This is a genomic window from Klebsiella sp. BDA134-6 (assembly GCF_015601345.1).
In the GTDB taxonomy this organism is placed as follows: domain Bacteria; phylum Pseudomonadota; class Gammaproteobacteria; order Enterobacterales; family Enterobacteriaceae; genus Klebsiella; species Klebsiella grimontii.
In genome coordinates, this window is the sequence record NZ_CP064784.1 from 2,729,785 (window position 1) to 2,748,713 (window position 18,929).

The window sequence follows — 18,929 nt, forward strand, 5'->3', positions numbered from 1 at the left end:
ATTATTAAATATCCATTATGCGTTCGTCTTAATATTATTGATCTTAACGACAGCCAGAACGGCTAATGCTGTAGTATAAAACATATAAATTCGGATGAAATAAAGTATTGCTAAAACTAATTATTTAAAGGGATGTAAATATTATATGAATATAAAAATCGTCACGATGATTTCAATTTTAACCGCAGCGTGCTCTTCGGCCTTTGCTAATGAAAAGACCACGACGACTTGTGCAGAAAAACAGTTATTTATCAATAGTTCAAACTATATGATTCTGACAAAAATGCCGCCCATGATGCCGGGCGAGAAGTCTCTTAGCGTGCACTTTTCCGGTAAAGGAAAACTTTATCGTTATGAATCATCCGGCACGATGTCACTTTCTCACTGCGGGCAACTGGAAAGTCGCGCTGAAACGGAAGAGCGTGATATTGGTAATAATAAGACAATGCGAAGCACAACGACTGTCATCCGTGATAAACAAAAGGGCTGGCTGACGGAGATGAGAATCGACGGCTTTTATCCGAATAAGACCAGCATCGATAGCCGACATTACTATACCGACGAATTGGGCCGAATTGTCCGCGCAGAAGGCCAATATAAAATGGATGACAAACTGCTGGAAACCACGACCTGGGAATATCTTTATGACGATCAAAATCGCCTGATTCGTGAAGTGATAAAGCCCACGGGTTCTCCGGCGGCAATCATCGTCGACTATTACCACGATATCAATGGGCGTTTAGCACATGTTACCGAAGAGTCACGTTCCCGACTCCTGCGCTGGGACGGACAAGGGCGCTGGCTGTCGAGCCTGCTTCTGGGACTGACGGCTGAAAATCGCTCCCGTTTCGAGGAAAAATGCGTAAGGTGGGATGTTGTCGGAAACTGCACGCAGGAGAACAGGTGGGAAGCTGATACAGCTCGCGCGGGGGCCGACAGGGAAATAGAGGTAAATTATCAGATTGAATATCAGCCGAATCATTCTCAATGATTTGCTCTGTAAACAAGGATGTTACTCACTGATGCAAAAGACATGTGCAATCTGATATGTAATCCATTATCAGAATTAACCCATCACCATAGCTAACATGATCCGGATTGTAGCTTCGCGCCGCAATCCGGATTTTCAGACTCATTATTCGTTCACCCACGCGAGGGTGAACCCGTCCCAGCCTTTGCTGCCCACCGTTTGCAGGGCCGTGACCGTCAGCCGCGGGTCGCTGCCCATCATGTCGATAAACGCTCTGACGCCCTGCACCCGGTCGTCCTCGCTATCCGGGTTCGTCACTTCGCCGTCGCGCACCACGTTATCGCCCACAATCACTGTCCCCGGGCGAGAATAGCGCAACGCCCAGCGCAGATAGCCAGGATTATTGGGTTTATCCGCGTCGATAAAAATGAGATCGAACGGCGGGCGATCGCCCAGCTTTTCCAGGCTGGTCAGCGCCGGGCCTTCCAGTACCGCAACGCGATCGTTCACGCCTGCCAGACGGAGGTTCTCGCGCGCGACGGCGGCATGATGCGCGTCGGCCTCCAGGGTGAGCAATTCACCATCGACGGGCAACTCCCTGGCCATCCAGATCGTGCTGTAGCCGCCGAGCGTGCCGATCTCGAGGATGCGTTTGGCGCCCGTCATGCGCACCAGCAGGGCCAGGAACTGCCCCTGATTGGCGGCGACGTCGATCGCCGGAAGCCCGGCGTGCTGATTATTCGCCAGAACCTGGCTGAGGAGCGGATCGGTGGGGATTAACGCTGTCACGAGATAATTATCTACTGCCGACCACTGTTGTTGCATGTCAGATTTCCCGTATTACATCCCTGATGAATCAGACCAGCCGCCTCCCAGCGACCGGTACAAATCAACTTGCGCCAGCAGCAGGTTGTTTTTCACCTGTACCACGCTGAGCTGGGTGGAAAACAGCGTGCGCTGGGCGTCGAGTACATCCAGATAGGATGAGTAGCCGTTGCGATAGCGGTTCTGGGCGATACGTAGCGTCTCCTTAGCAACGTTCTCCTGTTCAAGTAGCTCCGCCAACTGATCGCCGTAGCGATTAATGGCATCGAGGCTGTCGTTCACCTCTTTAAACGCGGCGCGCACCGTTTTTTCATAGCTATACAGCGCCTGATTGCGCTGGGCCATCGATACGTCGACCTCAGCATTCAGCGCCTGGCGGTTGAGCAACGGCGCCAGAATGCTGCCGCCGAGGCTCCATAAGCGTAGCGGATTATCCAGCAGGTCGGGCAGGGTGCGATCCTGCAGGCTGCCGGTGGCGGTAAGGTTGATGGACGGCAGCAGCTGCGCCTGCGATGACGCCAGGGTGGCGTCGGCGGCCACCAGTTGACGCTGGGCCTGAACGATATCCGGTCGGCGGTTGAGCAGGGTTGACGGCAGCTGGGAAGGTAGCGATAGCGGCGAAAGCTGCGCGAACGCGTTGCGCTTAACGGCGCCCGGATTGGCGCCGAGCAAAAGGCTGAGCGCATTTTCCTGCTGGGCGATTTGATGGCGCAGCGGCGGGATTTGCGCGCGCGTGGAGCGCAGTTCGGAGTCCGCCTGCATCAGCTCCAGGCGCGAGGTATAGCCGGTTTCAAACTGGCGTTTCGCCAGGTTGAAAGCGTCTTCGCGTGATTTTAGCGTTTGTTGCGTCACCCGCAGCTGTTCATCCAACGATAGTAGGGTGATGTAACCGACCGCCACCGAAGAGGCGACGGTCAGGTTCGCCGCGGCGGCCGCAGCTTTTTGCGCTTCCAGGCTGGCTTGCGCCGCGCTGGCGGCGCTGCGGTTTGCGCCCCAGAGATCAACATCGTAGCTGGCGGTCAGCGCGCCTTTATACACCGTACTGTGAACGGGCAGCCCGGTAGCCGCCGACTGGGACCGCGCGCGGGTGCCGGTCAACCCGGCGTCGAGCGAGGGAAACAGGCTGCTATCGGCGGCGTAGGCCCGGGCCTGGTACTCGTTGACCCGTTCGCGAGCGAGCAGCACGTCGCTGTTATAGCGCAACGCCTGGTCGACATACTGGTTGAGCGTGCTGTCATGAAAATTGCGCCACCACACGCCCTCAACGGGGCTGGACGGACCGACATCCGCCCGCCAGGCGGCAGGGATCTGTAAACCGGGCGCGGCCTGCTGAACGTCCGCGGACTGGCAACCGACCAGCACAAGGATAACGGCGAGAGCGAGCGGACGAATCATTGCTGTTTCTCCGCGCGGGTATCAATGGTGACCTGCACCGACATCCCCGGCCGCAGACGCTGGCCGTTCTTCTGCCCCTCATCAACGGCGATGCGTACCGGAATGCGCTGGGCGATTTTCACGAAGTTACCGGTGGCGTTATCCGGGGAAATGGCGCTGAACTCGACACCGGTCGCCGGAGAGATGCTCTGCACCGTGCCGGTGAATTTCTCGCTGTTCAGCGCATCAACGGTAAAGGTCACCGGTTGCCCGACGCGCACCTGCGCCAGCTGGGTCTCTTTGAGATTCGCGATCAGCCAGTGCTGCGGCGGCACCAGCGAGGTGAGATGCGTCCCAGCGGTCACGTAGGCGCCAAGGCGAACCGAGATTTGCCCGAGCTGACCGTCAGTCGGCGCGATAATCCGGGTGTTTTGCAGGTCGATCTGCGCCAGCTCCAGCGCTGCTTTTGCGCTGGCGACGTCGGCGAGCAGCGAATCGCGGTTAACGATGGTGGATTGCAGGTCCTGGCGTGACATCTCCAGCGTTGCTTTGGCCTGCTCGATATCCGCGGTACCTTGCGCCGCGCTGGCGCGGGCGGAATCGCGTTCGCGAATCGATAGCGAGCCGTCAGCGGTCAGCTCCTGAACGCGTTTTAAATCGGCCTGGGTTTTCAGATTCTGCGCGCGGGCGTTCTGCAGCGCCGCTTCGTTACGTGCGATGACCGCCTCGGCGCTTCTGCGCTGTTGCTGATTGTTCTTCAGCGCCGCCTCTTTCATCGCCAGCGTTGCTTGCGCCTGATGGACGCGCTGCTTATAGATGCGCTCGTCAATCTGGAACAGCACGTCGCCGGCTTTCACCTGATTAAAATCCTGAACCTTAACCTCGGTGATATAACCGTTGACCTGCGGGCTGATAAACGTGGTTTGCCCGCGAACGTAGGCGTTATCGGTAAACTGGCTTTCACGGGTAAACGGCGGCAGCTGCCAGGCGTAGAGAATAACCAGTACGCCAACGATGCCAATGGCGGCGGCGGTGAAAATCGAAACGATGCGAATATTATTTCGGGTGTTGGCCTGCTGTTTGGCCGCATCCTGCTGACTCATAATGACTCCAGAGTGAATTTTATTTACTTCCCGTTGCGCGTTTCAGCGCGATACGGGCGGTAATACGTAATCTTATTAAGCGCCAGAAAACCCATACCAGCGTGGCGGCTGAAATCGCCGCCGTCAGCAGATAGGTATCATTGTAAGCGAGAATATTGGCCTGCAGCGTGGCGGCGTTTTGCAACAGCATGGTGGCCTGAACATTGAGCAGGGTGCTGTCGCCAATCTGGCTTTGATACATCTGGCTATACTGCTGTATACGCTCGGTAATCAGCGGATTGAGCGTGGTGAGCTGGTCGGCGAGCTGGCTGGAGTGAAACTTCTCCCGCCAGGTCTGGAAAGTACCGAGAATGGCGGAGCCCAGCAGGCCGCCGATATTCTGACTCATGCCGAACAGTACCGAGAAGCTCACCAGGTTGCGCTGGTCGGCAATGACCCCGCCAATCCCCGCCAGCATCGCCGGGGCGAGGAAGAAAGCGCTGCCGAAACCCAGCAGAAACTGACTGAACATCAGCTGCTCCGGGCGGGTCAGGATCGTCGACTGGCTGTCGAGCAGCGATCCAACCATAATTAACGCCAGCGCGGTGGCGGTGGGCCAGTAGAGGCGCTGCGGGTTGAGCGTCAGACAGCTGGCGACAATACCGCAGAGGATCCCGGCGAAAATCGACCACGCCAGGTTGGTCATCTGTTCGTTCTGCAGGCCGACGTACTGCAGCCAGCCGATGACGCCGGTATTCTGCTCCGCCAGCACGATACGGATCAGCAGCATAATCAGCCCGAGACGCAGAATACTGCCGCTGGAGAGCCATTTGATATTGAGCAGCGGGTTGCTGCGGTTATGCTCAAAAGCAATCGCGGAGACAATCAGCACCACAGCGCCCGCCAGCGCCCAGCCGATCCACGACGCTTCGAACCACCAGTCCAGCCGCCCCAGCGACAGCACCGCAGTGACCAGCGCCATCCCTGGCGCCAGCAGAAAGAAGGTGATGAAATCTTTTTTCTCAAATACCTTTTTCCGATCGCTTGGCGGCAGCTTGAGGGCGATCACACAGGCCAGCGACACCAGCGCCAGCCCCAGTTCAAAGAAGTACAGCCCGCGCCACTCGTCGATTTGCAGCAGCTCGGTGGAGAACAGGCGCGCCAGCGGGATCGCCAGCGATGAACCGGTGATGCCGATGGTCAGCGCTTTGAGCCGATGGCGGGCGGGCCAGGCCTGCACCTGATAATAAATCCCCAGCGAGCTTAGCGCCGCGGCCACCATGCCGTGGGCGGCGCGGACCATCAGCGCGGAACTCAGGTCGTTGACGAACAGGTGGAAGAAGGTCACCAGCACGTAGAGTACGAGAAAACCTTCGGTAAAAGCGCGCAGGCCGAACTGCTGGCGGAACTTCACCAGCAGCAGGTTAATGGACACGTTGGTCATTACGTAGACTGCCGGGAGCCAGGCAATCTCCGTCGACCAGGCGGCAAAAGTACCCTGCAACAGCTGTAGATTGGCGGTCACCACCGCATTGCCCAACGCGCCGGTCAGGCATACCAGCAGCCCGACGATCCCGTAGGCAATGCGTTTTGGCGTACTGTGGATCGGGGTCGACGGCGAGCCGAGGATCGCTGGTTTTTCGTGCGGGGCCCAGTCGTGAGGAATATAGGGATTGGCGTGTCGGCGAGGCATTATTTTTTCTCGACCTCGCGCAGCAGCTTCTCCAGTACCTGCTGCGTCTGCTGCTGCTCTTCGGGGGTAATGGCGGTAAGGATCTCCTCCCGCAAATCATCGGCCACCGTTTTCACCTGCTGGTACACTTCAAGGCCTTTGGCGGTGGCAATCAGCAGCCGTTTGCGTTTATCGCGCTCGGTTTTCACCCGCTCGACCAGACCGAGATCGACCAGCCGGTTGAGCAGCGGTACGAGGGTTGCGCTTTCGACGCCCAGCTCCTGGGCCAGCTCGCTTTGCGATAGCGGCTTTTCGTTGCGCGCGATGGCGGAAACGGCGACCCAGCTGGCCTGGCTCATGCCAAGGTCCTTGAGTCGGCGGTTGACCGCCAGGCGCCAGTGGTGGGCGGTCAGATATAAAAGATGGGAAAAGTTAAGCTGTCGGTTATCCATAGACCAGTCTGCAATATCGTTAGAGCTCTAATGATTTTTGCCTGACCAGAACGAGAATTCAAGCCCGTTTGGTAAAAACAGGTTAACGGTATGTGCGTTTAATGTGGAATAAGACTTGCGAAGGGCAAAGGAGGGGGCTGGTCTCAAGCCCGGCATTAACCGGGCTGAGAAGAGGGATTATCCCGGATAAATACCGCGATCTTTACGCGCCATCAGGATCCGCTCACAGGCCACGATATAGGCGGCGGTGCGTAAAGAGCACGCTTTTTCCACCGCTTTTTCGTAAACGTGAACGATCGCATCGGTCATGATACGATCCATTTTGGCGTTGATCTCTTCTTCGCTCCAGAAGAAGCTGGCCATATCCTGCACCCATTCGAAGTAGCTCACGGTGACGCCGCCGGCGTTACAGATAACGTCCGGCACCACCACGATGCCGCGCTCGGCTAGCACATCATCCGCTTCCGGGTAGGTCGGGCCGTTAGCGCCTTCGAGCACCAGTTTGCAGCTGAGGGTTTCGGCGCGCTCGCGCGTAATCTGGCCTTCCAGCGCCGCCGGGATCAGAATATCCATCGGCGTCGTCCAGAACGCTTCTTTGGCAATTTCGCGGGCGCCAGGGAAACCGGCGATTTGCTTGTTCTCGGCCTGCCATGCGGTCAGCGCGGCCATATCAATACCGCCCTCGTTATATAGGGTGGCGGTGTGGTCCTGAATCACCACAATCCGTGCGCCGACGCCTGCGAACAAGCGGGCCGCTTCGCTACCTACGTTACCAAAACCCTGTAGCGCGACTTTTGCGCCCTCGATTTCGATACCGCTGCGGCGAGCTACTTCGCGACCGGTGACGAATACGCCGCGGCCGGTGGCTTTTTCACGGCCCAGCGAACCGCCCAGGTGAATAGGCTTGCCGGTGACCACGCCGGTGATGGTGGTGCCGTGGTTCATGGAGTAGGTATCCATCATCCAGGCCATCACTTTGCCGTTGGTGCCGACGTCCGGCGCCGGAATGTCTTTTTGCGGCCCGATAATAATGCCGATCTCGCTGGTATAGCGACGGGTCAAACGCTCCAGTTCACCTTCCGACAATGAGAACGGGTCGACGCGGATGCCGCCTTTGGCGCCGCCGTAGGGAATATTAACTGCCGCACACTTGATGGTCATCCAGGCTGAAAGCGCCATAACTTCATTGAGATCAACATCAGGATGGTAGCGCACGCCGCCTTTACCCGGTCCGCGCGAGAGGTTGTGCTGAACGCGGTAACCTTCGAAGTGGCGGATAGTACCGTCGTCCATTTGCACAGGGATATCAACGATTAGCGCGCGTTTCGGATGGCGCAGGGTTTCAATCCAGAAAGCGAGATCGCCGAGGTAGGGCGCGACGCGATCGATTTGGCGCAGGTAGGTGGTCCATGGAGATGTACTACTTTCAGAAGCGTAAGATAACTTTTCCATAAGAGTCCTGTTTCGCAGTGATAATTATTTTGTTAACCGTGGAAAGGTACAGCTATAAACTCTGTAACGAGAATGTTATCACCAATTTAATGGGACGGTATTTGGCAAAAATGCAGAATATGCTGTCGTTGCGGCTGGGATTCAGCTTTTTGTGAATAAAAAAACGTAAAATAACGCTCTTCATGGATGAATATGCATTTTTGTGCATTAAAGCCGTAGTTGTGACCCTTTCTCCCTATTTATTAGATTCTTGACCCTCTTCAAAAAGTGAATAAAACGCTATTCAGATGTGTTGACTTTGTTGCTTAAGAGGCGTGGGTGCGCTATTCGCGCTTTATTACCCAAAGTTCGCGCCAGCGTCTAAGATGGTGGCCGCTAATCTACGGCTGAGAGTGTTAACAGGAGAAAACATGTCAGAACATTTTCCATCGCTACCCGAATCGGTACTGGCCGCGGCGAACCAGCTGGGAGCCTGGCTGGCGCAGGATGATTTGCCCGTTGATCCGCAAATAGAGGTGGTGGTGCTGGCTGGCAACGCAGTGATCCCGACCATCGATTTCGCCTGCCGGCTGGCGGCGCAGCACGCGGTTCCGCTGCTGATCAGCGGCGGTATCGGTCACTCCACTTCGTTTTTATACCAGTCGGTGTTAAACGACCCGCGCTACCGCGCCATCGCGGTAAGGGATCGCGCCGAAGCGCATATCCTGGCCGACATCGCCCATCAGTTCTGGGCCATTCCGCGCCAACACATCGTGGTGGAGGATCGCTCCACCAACTGCGGAGAGAACGCGCGCTTTACCCGGGAAATGCTTGAGGAGAGGGGCATTGCCCATCGTACAGGGGTGGTGATTCAGGATCCGACCATGCAGCGCAGAACGATGGCGACGTTTGCCCGCGTCTGGCAAGACGATCCGCGAGCGCCGACGTGGTACAGCACGCCGGGGTGCGCGCCGGTATTGCGTAACAGGCGTGACGGTGTCACGTTTGGTGGGGAAGATACGGGTCTGTGGCCGGTGGGGCGCTATCTGGCGCTGATCCTCGGCGAACCGCCGCGGCTGGCGGATAACCCGCAGGGCTACGGCCCGTTAGGCAAGGATTTTATCGCCCATGTGGATATTCCGCCGCACATTGCTCAGGCGTGGCAGACGCTGCGCGACGACCGTCTGCTCTCCGATGCGCTAAGCGCGCGGCAGCTGGCTTAGGTAGCCATAAGCGCTTTTCATCGCTGTTGGTTCGCGTTTCTTCCTCCTTTAGACGCCTGGCATGGTCGCCGGCGTCGGGAAATTTGCCCGTTTGCGTTGGCGGTATCGCAAACGGGCAGATCGTGTTATTGAATTGTGATTTTTTGCGCGTTAGCTTCATCTGTTTTTATGAAATATCTCACAAAAACAAGCCCTCATGCTGTCTCTTTGCCTTATGGACGATAGTTTTTAACATCTAGTTCACCTGTTAAAAACAATAATCCTTAGGAGCAGACCATGACAGCACCCGTTCAACACCCTATGTATATTGACGGCCAGTTTGAACCCGGCCGCGGTGATGCGTGGATTGATGTGATCAACCCGGCGACGGAAGCGCTGCTTTCGCGGATCCCCGACGGCAGCGCGGAAGATGCAAGGCGAGCGATTCTCGCCGCCGAGCGCGCGCAGCCTGGCTGGGAAGCCCTGCCGGCGATTGAGCGCGCGGGATGGTTACGCAAAATCGCTGCCGGTATCCGCCAACGTGCGGAAGAGATCGCCGCGCTTATCGTCGCCGAGGGCGGAAAAATCCAGCAGCTGGCGGCGGTGGAGGTCTCTTTTACCGCCGATTATCTTGATTATATGGCCGAGTGGGCGCGCCGTTATGAAGGTGAAATTGTGCAGAGCGACCGCCCGGGGGAGAACATTCTGGTATTCAAGCGCGCGCTGGGCGTGACGACCGGTATCCTGCCGTGGAATTTTCCGTTCTTCCTGATTGCCCGCAAGCTGGCGCCGGCGCTGATTACCGGTAATACCATCGTCATTAAACCGAGTGAATTTACGCCGAATAACGCCATCGTTTTTGCGCAAATCGTCCATGATATTGGTCTACCGAAAGGGGTCTTTAACCTGGTGCTGGGCCGCGGCGAAACCGTAGGCCAGGAGCTGGCGGGCAATCCGAAAGTAGCGATGGTCAGCATGACCGGCAGCGTCGCTGCAGGCGAGAAGATTATGGCCGCGGCGGCGAAAAACATCACTAAAGTGTGTCTGGAGCTGGGCGGGAAAGCACCTGCTATCGTGATGGATGATGCGGATCTTGAGCTGGCGGTTAAGGCGGTGGTGGATTCTCGGGTTATCAATAGCGGGCAGGTGTGCAACTGCGTCGAGCGCGTATACGTGCAAAAGGGCATTTACGATCGCTTTGTTAATCGCCTTGGCGAAGCGCTGAAGGCGGTACAGTTTGGCGATCCGGCGGCACGCGACGATATCGCGATGGGGCCGTTGATTAACGCCGCCGCGCTGGAGCGCGTTGAGCAGAAGGTGGCAAAAGCGGTTGCCCAGGGCGCGCGCGTCGCCCTTGGCGGTAAAGCGGTGACGGGGAGGGGCTATTTTTATCCGCCAACGCTGCTGCTGGATGTGCGCCAGGAGATGGATATCGTGCATGAAGAGACATTCGGTCCGGTGCTGCCGGTGGTGGCGTTTGATACCCTTGAAGAGGCGCTGGCGATGGCCAACGATAGCGATTATGGGCTGACGTCGTCGATCTATACCCGCGACCTGAACGTCGCAATGAAGGCGATCAAGGGGCTAAAATTTGGCGAAACCTATATTAACCGCGAAAACTTCGAAGCGATGCAGGGTTTCCATGCCGGATGGCGTAAATCGGGCATTGGCGGCGCCGACGGACGTCACGGTCTGAATGAGTATCTGCAAACCCAGGTGGTCTATCTGCAGGCCTGAGTCGGCAGCGTCTCCCGGTGGCGATACTGCGCATCTTTCCGGGCTGTCCAGCCCGCAGATCGCCCCCGGGTCGCGGCTGACGCCTTACCCGGGCTACCTAAACTACCCAAACGCAGGCGCACGTACCCGTAGCCCGGGCAGGCGCTCTGCGCCGCCCGGGGAACAGAGCGCAGGATGGCATCATTTCCCGGAGGCGATGCTGCGCATCTGTCCGGGCTACGTGTGCCGAACCGTCTGCGACTTACTTCGCGAATTTATCCAGCACCCGGATAAGCTGGGTAACGAAGCCATACTCGTTATCGTACCAGGCCACGGTTTTCACCAGTTGCAGATCGCCAACCTCAGCAATCTCCAGCTGCGTGGCATCGTAAATTGAACCGAAATGGCTGCCGATGACGTCCGATGAAACGATCTCTTCTTCGGTATAACCGAATGATTCATTGTTCGCCGCCGCATTTTTCATCGCCTGATTGACTTCTTCGGCGGAGACCTTTTTCTCCAGCACTGACACCAGCTCAGTCACCGACCCTGTTTTGGTCGGTACGCGCTGGGCGTGGCCCTTCAGCTTGCCGCTCAGCGCTGGAATAACCAGCCCAATGGCTTTCGCCGCCCCGGTAGTATGCGGAATGATATTTTCCGCCGCCGCTCGGGAAGCGCGTAGATCTTTGCCGCGCGGGCCGTCAACCAGCGATTGCGTACCGGTATAGGCGTGAATAGTGGTCATGGTCCCCACTTTAATGCCAAATGCGTCATGGAGCACTTTCGCCATCGGCGCCAGGCAGTTGGTGGTGCAGGAGGCCACGGAAATAATTGTATCGTTGGCGTCCAGCGTGTCGTCGTTAACGTTATAGACAATGGTTTTCATATCGCCAGCGGGCGCGGAGATCAGTACTTTTTTCGCGCCGGCGGTCAGATGCGCCTGCGCTTTTTCCGCGGAGGTATAAAAACCCGTACACTCGACAATCAGCTCGGCGCCTACCGCTTTCCACGGAATATGCTGAGCCTCTTTTTCCGCAAAAACGGTAATTTTTTTGCCATCAACGATCAGCGCATCTTCAGTAAAATCTACGCTCCATGGGAAAGGCCCGTAGTTTGAATCATGCTTTAACAGGTAGGCCAGCACTTTAGGTGATGTCAGGTCGTTAATCGCCACGACCTCTAAAGGGCTGTTAACCTCCAGTAACCGGCGCAGCACTAAACGTCCAATACGCCCAAATCCATTAATCCCGAGTTTACTCATGAAGAATCTCCAGGTCAGTTGAACTGTCAGGTAAAAACTTCTCCAGGCTTAGTTCAGCTGCCGGAATAGGGCAACCAACGATTTTTGCGGCGCCGTTAAATGCTGATAAAAACGCGAACGGAAAAGTGAATAAATTCGGTGGGTTGCGGGCGGGGTGTTAACGGTTAATAATTTTTTGTTTCAGCTTTATACGCCACGGGCATATTGGCAAGGGATTGAAAAGGTGGGCCCAGGAAGGGCCCACCTGGTGGCCGATTATTTGGCGTTCCCGCCCAGTTCAGCAAAAGCGGCAAGCGCGGCGCCGTCAAGGCGATAGCGAACCCACTCACTTTGCGCAACGGCACCAATGCTCAGATAAAAATCAATGGCCGGCTGGTTCCAGTCGAGCACGCTCCACTCCAGGCGACCGCACTCTCTTTTTACCGCCAACTGAGCGATGGTTTTCAGCAGCGCTTTTCCTGCACCGCGGCCGCGAAACTCGGGAGTGACGTAGAGATCTTCCATATAGATGCCGTTGCGGCCGAGCCAGGTGGAATAGCTGGTAAAGAACACCGCGTAGCCGGCGATCTTACTGTCAATCTCGCAGATTAGCGCTTCCGTTTTACTGTCGCTGGCGAAAAGCGATGCCTGGATTTCTTCAACCGTGGTGACCACCTGTTCCGGCGCCTTTTCATACACCGCCAGCTCGTAAATCATGTCATAAATTGCTTTTGCGTCCGCAGGGCTGGCCTGACGAATGGTCATATTCATTGGAGTACCTGTTGTGCCATCGTAAGTTTGATACCGCAAAGCATAAACGTTAAGGTTAGAAGAATTAAGTGCAATGAAATCACGCAATGATGAATATTATGCATCCAGCCCTGCGTCGTCTTGATTTGAATCTGCTCCCGGTATTCGAGGCGGTCTACCGTTATCGTTCGGTACGCCTGGCGGCGGAAGAGCTGGCGATGAGCACCTCGGCGTTAAGCCACGCGCTGTCCAGGCTGCGCGCCGCGCTCAATGACCCGCTTTTCTATCGCGAAGGGCATCGTATGTGCCCCAGCGTGTTCGCCACCCAGCTCGCGCCTTCTATTGCCTCGGCGTTAAAGTTTTTAGATCAGGAGTTGACCCCGCAGCCGAAGTTTGTCGCCTCGGCCAGTACCGACTGCTTACAGATAGCGATCACGGATTTTACCGCGCAGTGCGTTTTCCCGACGCTGATGCCCAGGCTGCAGCAACAGGCGCCAGGCCTGCGTTTCGAGCTGCGCTATCTGCCGCACAGCCCGGCGCTGACGGAACTGCTGGCCGGCGAGGTGGATTTAGCGCTGGGATTTAGCGCCCTGCATGAAGCAGAGCATCCGGAGCTGGATGAGATCTGCTGGCTAAAAGATGATTATGTTGCAATAAGCCACGCCAGCCGGTCCCGGCTAACGCTGGCGGATTACCTGGCAGCCCAGCATCTGGTGGTCACCCCGTGGAATGAAAGCCAGGGGGTTCTCGACGTACAGCTCGCGAAAATGGGGTTTGCGCGGCATATCACCATCAAAACACCCTCTATGCTGAGCGCGCCCTTCATTATTGCGCAAAGTGAACTGCTTATGGCGATACCGCGCTCCGCAGCGGAAAAAATGCTCGGCGCGGCGAAGCTGAAGGTTTTTGAATTACCGTTTGAGGTTCCGCCATTCGAAGTGAAAATCTATTCACATAAGCGGAGCGGGCAGCGCGGCGCGAGCCAGTGGCTGAAAGCGAAGCTGAGGGAGTGGGCTGCTGCAGAACGCGCCTGATGTCTCGTTTGACGAGCCAGCGATATATGCTTAACTCATCAGATAACACATGTGAATCGTTTGTTAACAGCCTGATGCGCGTTTCATTGGTAAGCGCTGCGTCATTTATCCTGATAACGTAAGAGAGAAAAATTGAAATTAGCCGGACTTCATCCAGATGAACTGCGCCGTCTGCAATCGCTGCGGACATCCGGATTATTAAACAGCGGAAAAGAAGAGCGTTTCGATCGCCTGACCAGGCTTGCACGTACGCTCTACGATCTGCCGGTGGCTTCGATTAGCCTCGTGGGGGAAAACACCCTGCACGTAAAATCCTGCGCCGGACTTGATGTGGATACCCTGCCGAGGGATATCACATTCTGCGCGCATACTATCCTGCAAACCGATCCTTTAATCGTCAACGACCTGCAGCAGGACCTGCGCTTTCACGATAACCCGCTGGTCACCGAAGCGCCTTTTATCCGCTTTTATGCCGGATACCCGGTGCAGCTGCCTGACGGCGCGACGGTCGGCGCGTTCTGTCTGATGGATCACAAGCCGCGCGCTTTCTCCGTTCATGAAATACAAATCTTAAGCGACCTGGCCGCCATCGTTGAAGATGAATTCAAGGTGCTGGATGCGGCGACCGCTGACGAGCTGACGGGGCTATTCAACCGCCGGGGCTTTATGTCGTTAGCGGAGTACGCGTTGCTGACCGCCAGACGGCGGAATGAACCAGCGAGCCTCATCTTTATCGATCTCGATCGCTTTAAACTGATTAACGATACCTGGGGTCATGAACAGGGAGATAAAGCCCTGAGGGCGATTGCTGATTTGATGAAGGCCACCTTCAGAGAGTCGGATTTAATTGCCAGGCAGGGTGGCGACGAATTTATCATCCTGCTTGCCAATACCTCGCAGCACGCCGCTGGCCAGGCGATGGAGCAGCTTAGCAAGAACGTCGCGGAGTACAATCAGCAGGCGGGCAATCCGTGGCAGCTGGCGTTCTCATGGGGCTGCGTTGAATACGATCCCGATGCGCATCATAGCCTCAATGAGATTGTTGCGGTGGCGGACCGACGCATGTATCAGGCGAAGAGCAGCCATGGCGCGGAACGTCGGTAGTAAAACTGCCGGGCATCGCCAGCCGATAGCCGGCGTTTGGGCGATGCCGCAGCGGCTGTCGCCTCCTTAGTGGAGGCCAAGGCGGATCAGTTCAACCGGTTCAAACTTCCCTTCAGCCCCTTCAACTTCAACGGTCTTAGTTCGACGCAGCTGGGCTGGGGTTAAATCCGTTGAATGGATAGCGATAATTTTACCGGTTTTGCCCGTCCCATTAATCATCACCTGGCTGCCGTTGGTAATAGGATTGCGGTTACGATCGTATGTGATCATGGTTATTTCTCCTTTTCATCATCGTGTCGTCACGCTCCGGGCTGTCCCGGCGCGGCGGTAATACAAATACGCCTCTCAGACCGTCATTTTGTTGTTTTTGATCAACTTCACACTTTTTAGCGTCCCGCAGCAGGCTAACGCGCCTGAGGCTGGCTTTGCCTGATCCTGCATCCGTATGGCCTCTGAAGTCGCTTTAGCTGGCGCCAAAGCCTGCGGATGCTCGGGTTGCAGTCGCGAGTGCGGCTGCTAAACTTTTTTCGGGCATAACGGAGCGGAACGATGAAGAACAAAGACGAACAAACGGGGCTGATTGGTCTTGCCATCGGCGCGGCGGTGATTGGCCTGGTTTCTGGGCAGAAGCCTATTAACCGGGAAAGTATTGTCGAAGAACTGGTGAGATTGGGAAGACAGAAGGGGGACGGCGTCGAGGACGAGATTTTTAAACAGGCGGCGACGCTGGTGCGTAAGGGGTTATGATCCCGCCGGTAAAAAGAACGCTATATGAAGCCCGGGTATGCGAAATGAAGCCCGGGTATGCGAAAACCCGGGGTTAAACAGGGAGAAAGCGCATCATGAGATAGGCGATCGCAACGCATATCAGCGCCATGTACCAAACAAAACTCATTCTGTTACCCGCCCTGTAGCGCCATGCCCGTCACCGCGTTGACCACGGTCGCGGCCAGCAAAACGCCGCCCACGATAGCGCAGGCACGACTTTTCCTGGTTGTCCCCAATGTCAGCATGACGATCGCTGCGGCGAAGAAGGGGATGGCTATAATGGTGAAGGTATTCATTTTGTCCTCGAATATCGCCCGTTAATCTTCCTGCATCCACATGTCGGCTTCTTCGAACATTTCCTGCACGGCGCGGCTGATCTGTTCTTTCTCGTGCTTGCTGGCGTCGGTATTGATGGAGGCCAGCGTCATCATCGGTTTAACGCGAACGTCGGCATCGGGAAAAATGCGATGCACTCGCTTCGTCAATTCCGTCAGAATGATCTCTTTAGCGCCGGCTAATCCTTCGAAATTTCTCTTGTCATAAATCAGCTCTACGAACATTTTTTATCCCATTGATGGTAATAGCAAACCGTATTGTACTGTGATTATATACAGCGTCAAGGTTGCGGTATACGTTCCTCGTACTACTGCGCCGCAGGTAACCCGCTGCTTTTGCTTTATCTGCGCGAAACCGGCAATTGTTTTTTTATAAGTACGTAAAAGTTAATGAATTTTTAATAAAAGGTGTTTATGTTGGCGATATCACCGTTTTATTAAGGGTTTCTCATGCGCGATAAATACACTGGTCTACAAATAGGTATCCACTGGCTGGTCTTTTTTTTAGTGATTGGCGCTTACGCGGCGATGGAGCTGCGGGGCTTTTTCCCCCGCAGCGAGCGGCCCGTTTTTAATATGATCCACGTCTCCTGCGGGATTTCTATTTTTGTTCTGATGGTGGTGCGTCTGTTGGTGCGCCTCAAATCTCCGGCGCCGCCGATTGTGCCTAAACCGTCACCGATGATGACCGGCTTCGCGCATCTTGGGCATCTGGTTATCTATCTGCTGTTTATCGCGCTGCCGGCCATCGGCATGGTCATGATGTACTACCGCGGCAACCCCTGGTTTGCTTTTGGCCTGACCATGCCGCACGCGGCGGAAAGCAACTTTGAGCTGGTGGATACCCTGAAAGAGTGGCATGAGGTGCTGGCCAATACCGGCTACTTTATTATCGGCCTGCACGCGCTGGCGGCGCTGATGCACCACTATTTGTGGAAAGATAACACGCTGCTGCGGATGATGCCGCGCAGGCGTTAAACCTCGATAAACCCGCTTCGGCGGGTTTTTTTGTCTCTTTCTTCGGGATCCTCAACTTCAGCTAAGCGCAAATTCTCGCCGCTATGCTACGGTTAAAGCGGCGAAGCCATTTGCCTCAAGGCAATAATAAATATAGTATACCCCCCTATATGATATGGAGGGCGAAACCATGCCACATTCACCTGAAGATAAAAAGCGTGCCCTCAGCCGGGTGCGGCGCATTCGTGGCCAGGTTGAAGCGCTTGAGCGGGCGCTTGAATCCGGCGAACCCTGTATGACTATTCTGCAACAAATCGCCTCAATACGCGGCGCCGCTAACGGACTGATGGGGGAGATGGTGGAAATTCACCTACAGGACGAACTGGTCAGCGGCGAAACGACGCCCGATCAGCGCGCCGCCAGAATGGCGGAAGTCGGGCATCTGCTACGATCCTATTTAAAATAAAATCACCACGAGGAAGAGAGATATGAAATCACGTGCAGCCGTCGCGTTTGGCCCGGGTCAGCCGCTTTCAATCGTTGAGATTGACGTCGCGCCGCCGAAAAAAGGCGAAGTGCTGGTCAAGATCACCCATACCGGCGTATGCCACACCGATGCCTTTACCCTCTCAGGCGACGATCCGGAAGGCGTTTTCCCGGCGGTGCTGGGCCATGAAGGCGGCGGGATTGTCGTCGAAGTCGGGGAAGGCGTGACCAGTCTGCAGCCGGGCGACCACGTTATTCCTTTGTATACCGCCGAATGCCGCGAATGTAAGTTCTGTAAATCAGGCAAAACCAACCTCTGCCAGGCGGTCCGCGCCACCCAGGGTAAGGGCCTGATGCCGGACGGCACCACGCGTTTCTCCTACAACGGCGAACCGATTTATCACTATATGGGCACCAGCACCTTCAGCGAATACACCGTGGTGGCCGAAATTTCGCTGGCAAAAGTGAATCCGCAGGCGCCGCTGGATAAAGTATGTCTGCTGGGCTGCGGCGTCACGACCGGTATCGGCGCGGTGCACAATACGGCGAAAGTAAAAGAGGGCGATACCGTCGCCGTCTTCGGCCTCGGCGGGATCGGCCTGGCGGTGATCCAGGGCGCGGTACAGGCGAAAGCCGGGCGCATTCTGGCGGTGGATACCAACCCGGAAAAATTCACCCTCGCGAAAGAGATGGGCGCGACCGACTTTATCAACCCGCATGATTACGATAAGCCGGTTCAGGATGTGATTGTTGAACTCACCGACGGCGGGGTCGACTTTAGCTTCGAGTGTATCGGTAACGTCAACGTGATGCGCGCGGCGCTGGAGTGCTGCCACAAAGGCTGGGGCGAAAGCGTGATTATCGGCGTCGCTGGCGCGGGTCAGGAGATTAAAACCCGTCCATTCCAGCTGGTGACCGGGCGCGTCTGGCGCGGCTCCGCGTTCGGCGGCGTGAAAGGGCGCACGCAGCTGCCGGGAATGGTTGAAGAGGCGATGGCGGGGAAAATTCGTCTCGATCCGTTTATTACCCACCGCATGCCGCTGGATCGCATCAACGAAGCCTTTGACCTGATGCACGAAGGTAAATCCATTCGTACCGTTATTCATTTCGGCGAGAATTGATTTTCAGATAATAAATAACCCGGGCGTGCCCGGGTTATCGTTTTAGCGGGATTATTCCCGCCGCAGGTTTTCATAACCATTCTGCCAGCGCCGCTGTTCCCGGCGCTCCCGTTCACGTTGAATATCCGATTTCTCATCTTCCCAGACCGCGCAGTGCGGGCCGCTGAACACCTCGCAGGGCTGTGGGTGAGCGGTGAGCGGAGACACCGCTTTCTCTTGCCAAATCGTCGGATCGCGCAGGTCCACTTCCGGGGCTTTTAACGCCTGAGCCGAGGCGGCCGCTATCGACATGATGGCGCCTGCGAGCAGGCGGCAGGTTGAACGCTTCATCCATTATCCTTGTTCAGTATTTATTATTGATAACCATTCGCAATAATAACATGACGGAATAAGAATGGCTTGCTGGGGGG

At 56.0% G+C, this 18,929-nt stretch carries 21 protein-coding genes; 9 read left to right on the top strand and 12 right to left on the bottom strand.

Features of this window, described 5'->3' with window-relative positions; translation table 11 throughout:
• Positions 1 to 145: 145 nt before the first annotated feature.
• The gene (locus IYV58_RS12575) at positions 146 to 991 is read left to right on the top strand and encodes a hypothetical protein (protein ID WP_004120931.1); all 846 of its coding nucleotides are present in this window, start codon (positions 146 to 148) and stop codon (positions 989 to 991) included.
• Positions 992 to 1,135: 144 nt separating this feature from the next.
• On the opposite strand, the gene IYV58_RS12580 is transcribed toward IYV58_RS12575, so the two are convergent.
• The 6 genes from IYV58_RS12580 to IYV58_RS12605 all read right to left on the bottom strand — a co-directional run bounded on the left by IYV58_RS12580 (position 1,136) and on the right by IYV58_RS12605 (position 7,827).
• Positions 1,136 to 1,795: an O-methyltransferase gene (locus IYV58_RS12580; RefSeq protein WP_049115430.1), complete on the bottom strand. Its 660-nt coding sequence runs from the start codon at positions 1,793 to 1,795 to the stop codon at positions 1,136 to 1,138.
• Between the two features lie 15 nt (positions 1,796 to 1,810).
• Complete coding sequence (locus tag IYV58_RS12585) at positions 1,811 to 3,190, bottom strand: efflux transporter outer membrane subunit (RefSeq protein WP_195729652.1); 1,380 nt, start codon at positions 3,188 to 3,190, stop codon at positions 1,811 to 1,813.
• Complete coding sequence (locus IYV58_RS12590) at positions 3,187 to 4,272, bottom strand: HlyD family secretion protein (protein ID WP_049115427.1); 1,086 nt, start codon at positions 4,270 to 4,272, stop codon at positions 3,187 to 3,189. The genes IYV58_RS12585 and IYV58_RS12590 overlap by 4 nt, the downstream gene beginning before the upstream one ends.
• A gap of 19 nt (positions 4,273 to 4,291) precedes the next feature.
• Positions 4,292 to 5,944, bottom strand: coding sequence for an MFS transporter (locus IYV58_RS12595; RefSeq protein WP_087829463.1), 1,653 nt, complete (start codon positions 5,942 to 5,944; stop codon positions 4,292 to 4,294).
• Positions 5,944 to 6,375: a MarR family winged helix-turn-helix transcriptional regulator gene (locus IYV58_RS12600; RefSeq protein WP_004120921.1), complete on the bottom strand. Its 432-nt coding sequence runs from the start codon at positions 6,373 to 6,375 to the stop codon at positions 5,944 to 5,946. Before IYV58_RS12600 ends, IYV58_RS12595 begins: the two co-directional genes overlap by 1 nt.
• A gap of 177 nt (positions 6,376 to 6,552) precedes the next feature.
• A complete protein-coding gene (locus tag IYV58_RS12605; RefSeq protein ID WP_004120918.1) occupies positions 6,553 to 7,827 on the bottom strand; it encodes a Glu/Leu/Phe/Val family dehydrogenase in 1,275 nt (424 codons plus the stop codon).
• 410 nt (positions 7,828 to 8,237) lie between these two features.
• Here IYV58_RS12605 and IYV58_RS12610 point away from each other — a divergent pair, with 410 nt between their 5' ends.
• Together IYV58_RS12610 and aldA are read left to right on the top strand one after the other, a co-directional pair.
• On the top strand, positions 8,238 to 9,029 hold the full coding sequence (locus IYV58_RS12610; protein ID WP_049112216.1) for a YdcF family protein: 792 nt from the start codon (positions 8,238 to 8,240) through the stop codon (positions 9,027 to 9,029).
• A gap of 276 nt (positions 9,030 to 9,305) precedes the next feature.
• Positions 9,306 to 10,745: an aldehyde dehydrogenase gene (gene aldA / locus IYV58_RS12615; RefSeq protein ID WP_004120913.1), complete on the top strand. Its 1,440-nt coding sequence runs from the start codon at positions 9,306 to 9,308 to the stop codon at positions 10,743 to 10,745.
• A 241-nt stretch (positions 10,746 to 10,986) separates the two neighbouring features.
• On the opposite strand, the gene gap is transcribed toward aldA, so the two are convergent.
• Positions 10,987 to 11,985, bottom strand: a complete 999-nt coding sequence (gene gap, locus IYV58_RS12620) for a type I glyceraldehyde-3-phosphate dehydrogenase (RefSeq protein ID WP_004120910.1) — start codon at positions 11,983 to 11,985, stop codon at positions 10,987 to 10,989.
• A gap of 255 nt (positions 11,986 to 12,240) precedes the next feature.
• On the bottom strand, positions 12,241 to 12,735 hold the full coding sequence (locus IYV58_RS12625; protein ID WP_004120909.1) for a GNAT family N-acetyltransferase: 495 nt from the start codon (positions 12,733 to 12,735) through the stop codon (positions 12,241 to 12,243).
• 89 nt (positions 12,736 to 12,824) lie between these two features.
• Here IYV58_RS12625 and IYV58_RS12630 point away from each other — a divergent pair, with 89 nt between their 5' ends.
• Entirely contained in the window at positions 12,825 to 13,748 is a 924-nt protein-coding gene (locus IYV58_RS12630) for a LysR family transcriptional regulator (RefSeq protein WP_162626016.1), read from the top strand.
• 132 nt (positions 13,749 to 13,880) lie between these two features.
• On the top strand, positions 13,881 to 14,852 hold the full coding sequence (locus IYV58_RS12635) for a GGDEF domain-containing protein (protein WP_004120903.1): 972 nt from the start codon (positions 13,881 to 13,883) through the stop codon (positions 14,850 to 14,852).
• 66 nt (positions 14,853 to 14,918) lie between these two features.
• Here the strand turns inward: IYV58_RS12635 and ydfZ are convergent, their stop codons facing one another.
• Positions 14,919 to 15,122: a putative selenium delivery protein YdfZ gene (ydfZ, locus tag IYV58_RS12640; protein ID WP_004120898.1), complete on the bottom strand. Its 204-nt coding sequence runs from the start codon at positions 15,120 to 15,122 to the stop codon at positions 14,919 to 14,921.
• A 279-nt stretch (positions 15,123 to 15,401) separates the two neighbouring features.
• Between ydfZ and IYV58_RS12645 the strand changes: the two genes are divergently transcribed.
• A complete protein-coding gene (locus tag IYV58_RS12645) occupies positions 15,402 to 15,599 on the top strand; it encodes a hypothetical protein (RefSeq protein ID WP_004120895.1) in 198 nt (65 codons plus the stop codon).
• Positions 15,600 to 15,751: 152 nt separating this feature from the next.
• On the opposite strand, the gene IYV58_RS12650 is transcribed toward IYV58_RS12645, so the two are convergent.
• Entirely contained in the window at positions 15,752 to 15,916 is a 165-nt protein-coding gene (locus IYV58_RS12650) for a hypothetical protein (RefSeq protein ID WP_004120892.1), read from the bottom strand.
• 21 nt (positions 15,917 to 15,937) lie between these two features.
• Positions 15,938 to 16,180 carry a DinI-like family protein gene (locus IYV58_RS12655; RefSeq protein WP_004120890.1) on the bottom strand — a complete coding sequence of 81 codons (243 nt, stop codon included), beginning with the start codon at positions 16,178 to 16,180 and terminating at the stop codon, positions 15,938 to 15,940.
• A gap of 225 nt (positions 16,181 to 16,405) precedes the next feature.
• Here IYV58_RS12655 and cybB point away from each other — a divergent pair, with 225 nt between their 5' ends.
• The 3 genes from cybB (at position 16,406) to IYV58_RS12670 (ending at position 18,519) form a co-directional block, all read left to right on the top strand.
• Entirely contained in the window at positions 16,406 to 16,933 is a 528-nt protein-coding gene (gene cybB, locus IYV58_RS12660; RefSeq protein ID WP_004120888.1) for a cytochrome b561, read from the top strand.
• Positions 16,934 to 17,102: 169 nt separating this feature from the next.
• Positions 17,103 to 17,378 (top strand): metal/formaldehyde-sensitive transcriptional repressor, encoded by a 276-nt coding sequence (locus IYV58_RS12665; RefSeq protein WP_004101746.1) that lies wholly within the window; start codon positions 17,103 to 17,105, stop codon positions 17,376 to 17,378.
• Between the two features lie 22 nt (positions 17,379 to 17,400).
• The gene (locus tag IYV58_RS12670) at positions 17,401 to 18,519 is read left to right on the top strand and encodes an S-(hydroxymethyl)glutathione dehydrogenase/class III alcohol dehydrogenase (protein WP_049115543.1); all 1,119 of its coding nucleotides are present in this window, start codon (positions 17,401 to 17,403) and stop codon (positions 18,517 to 18,519) included.
• A 51-nt stretch (positions 18,520 to 18,570) separates the two neighbouring features.
• On the opposite strand, the gene IYV58_RS12675 is transcribed toward IYV58_RS12670, so the two are convergent.
• Positions 18,571 to 18,849, bottom strand: a complete 279-nt coding sequence (locus IYV58_RS12675; protein ID WP_004120883.1) for a hypothetical protein — start codon at positions 18,847 to 18,849, stop codon at positions 18,571 to 18,573.
• Positions 18,850 to 18,929: the final 80 nt, after the last annotated feature.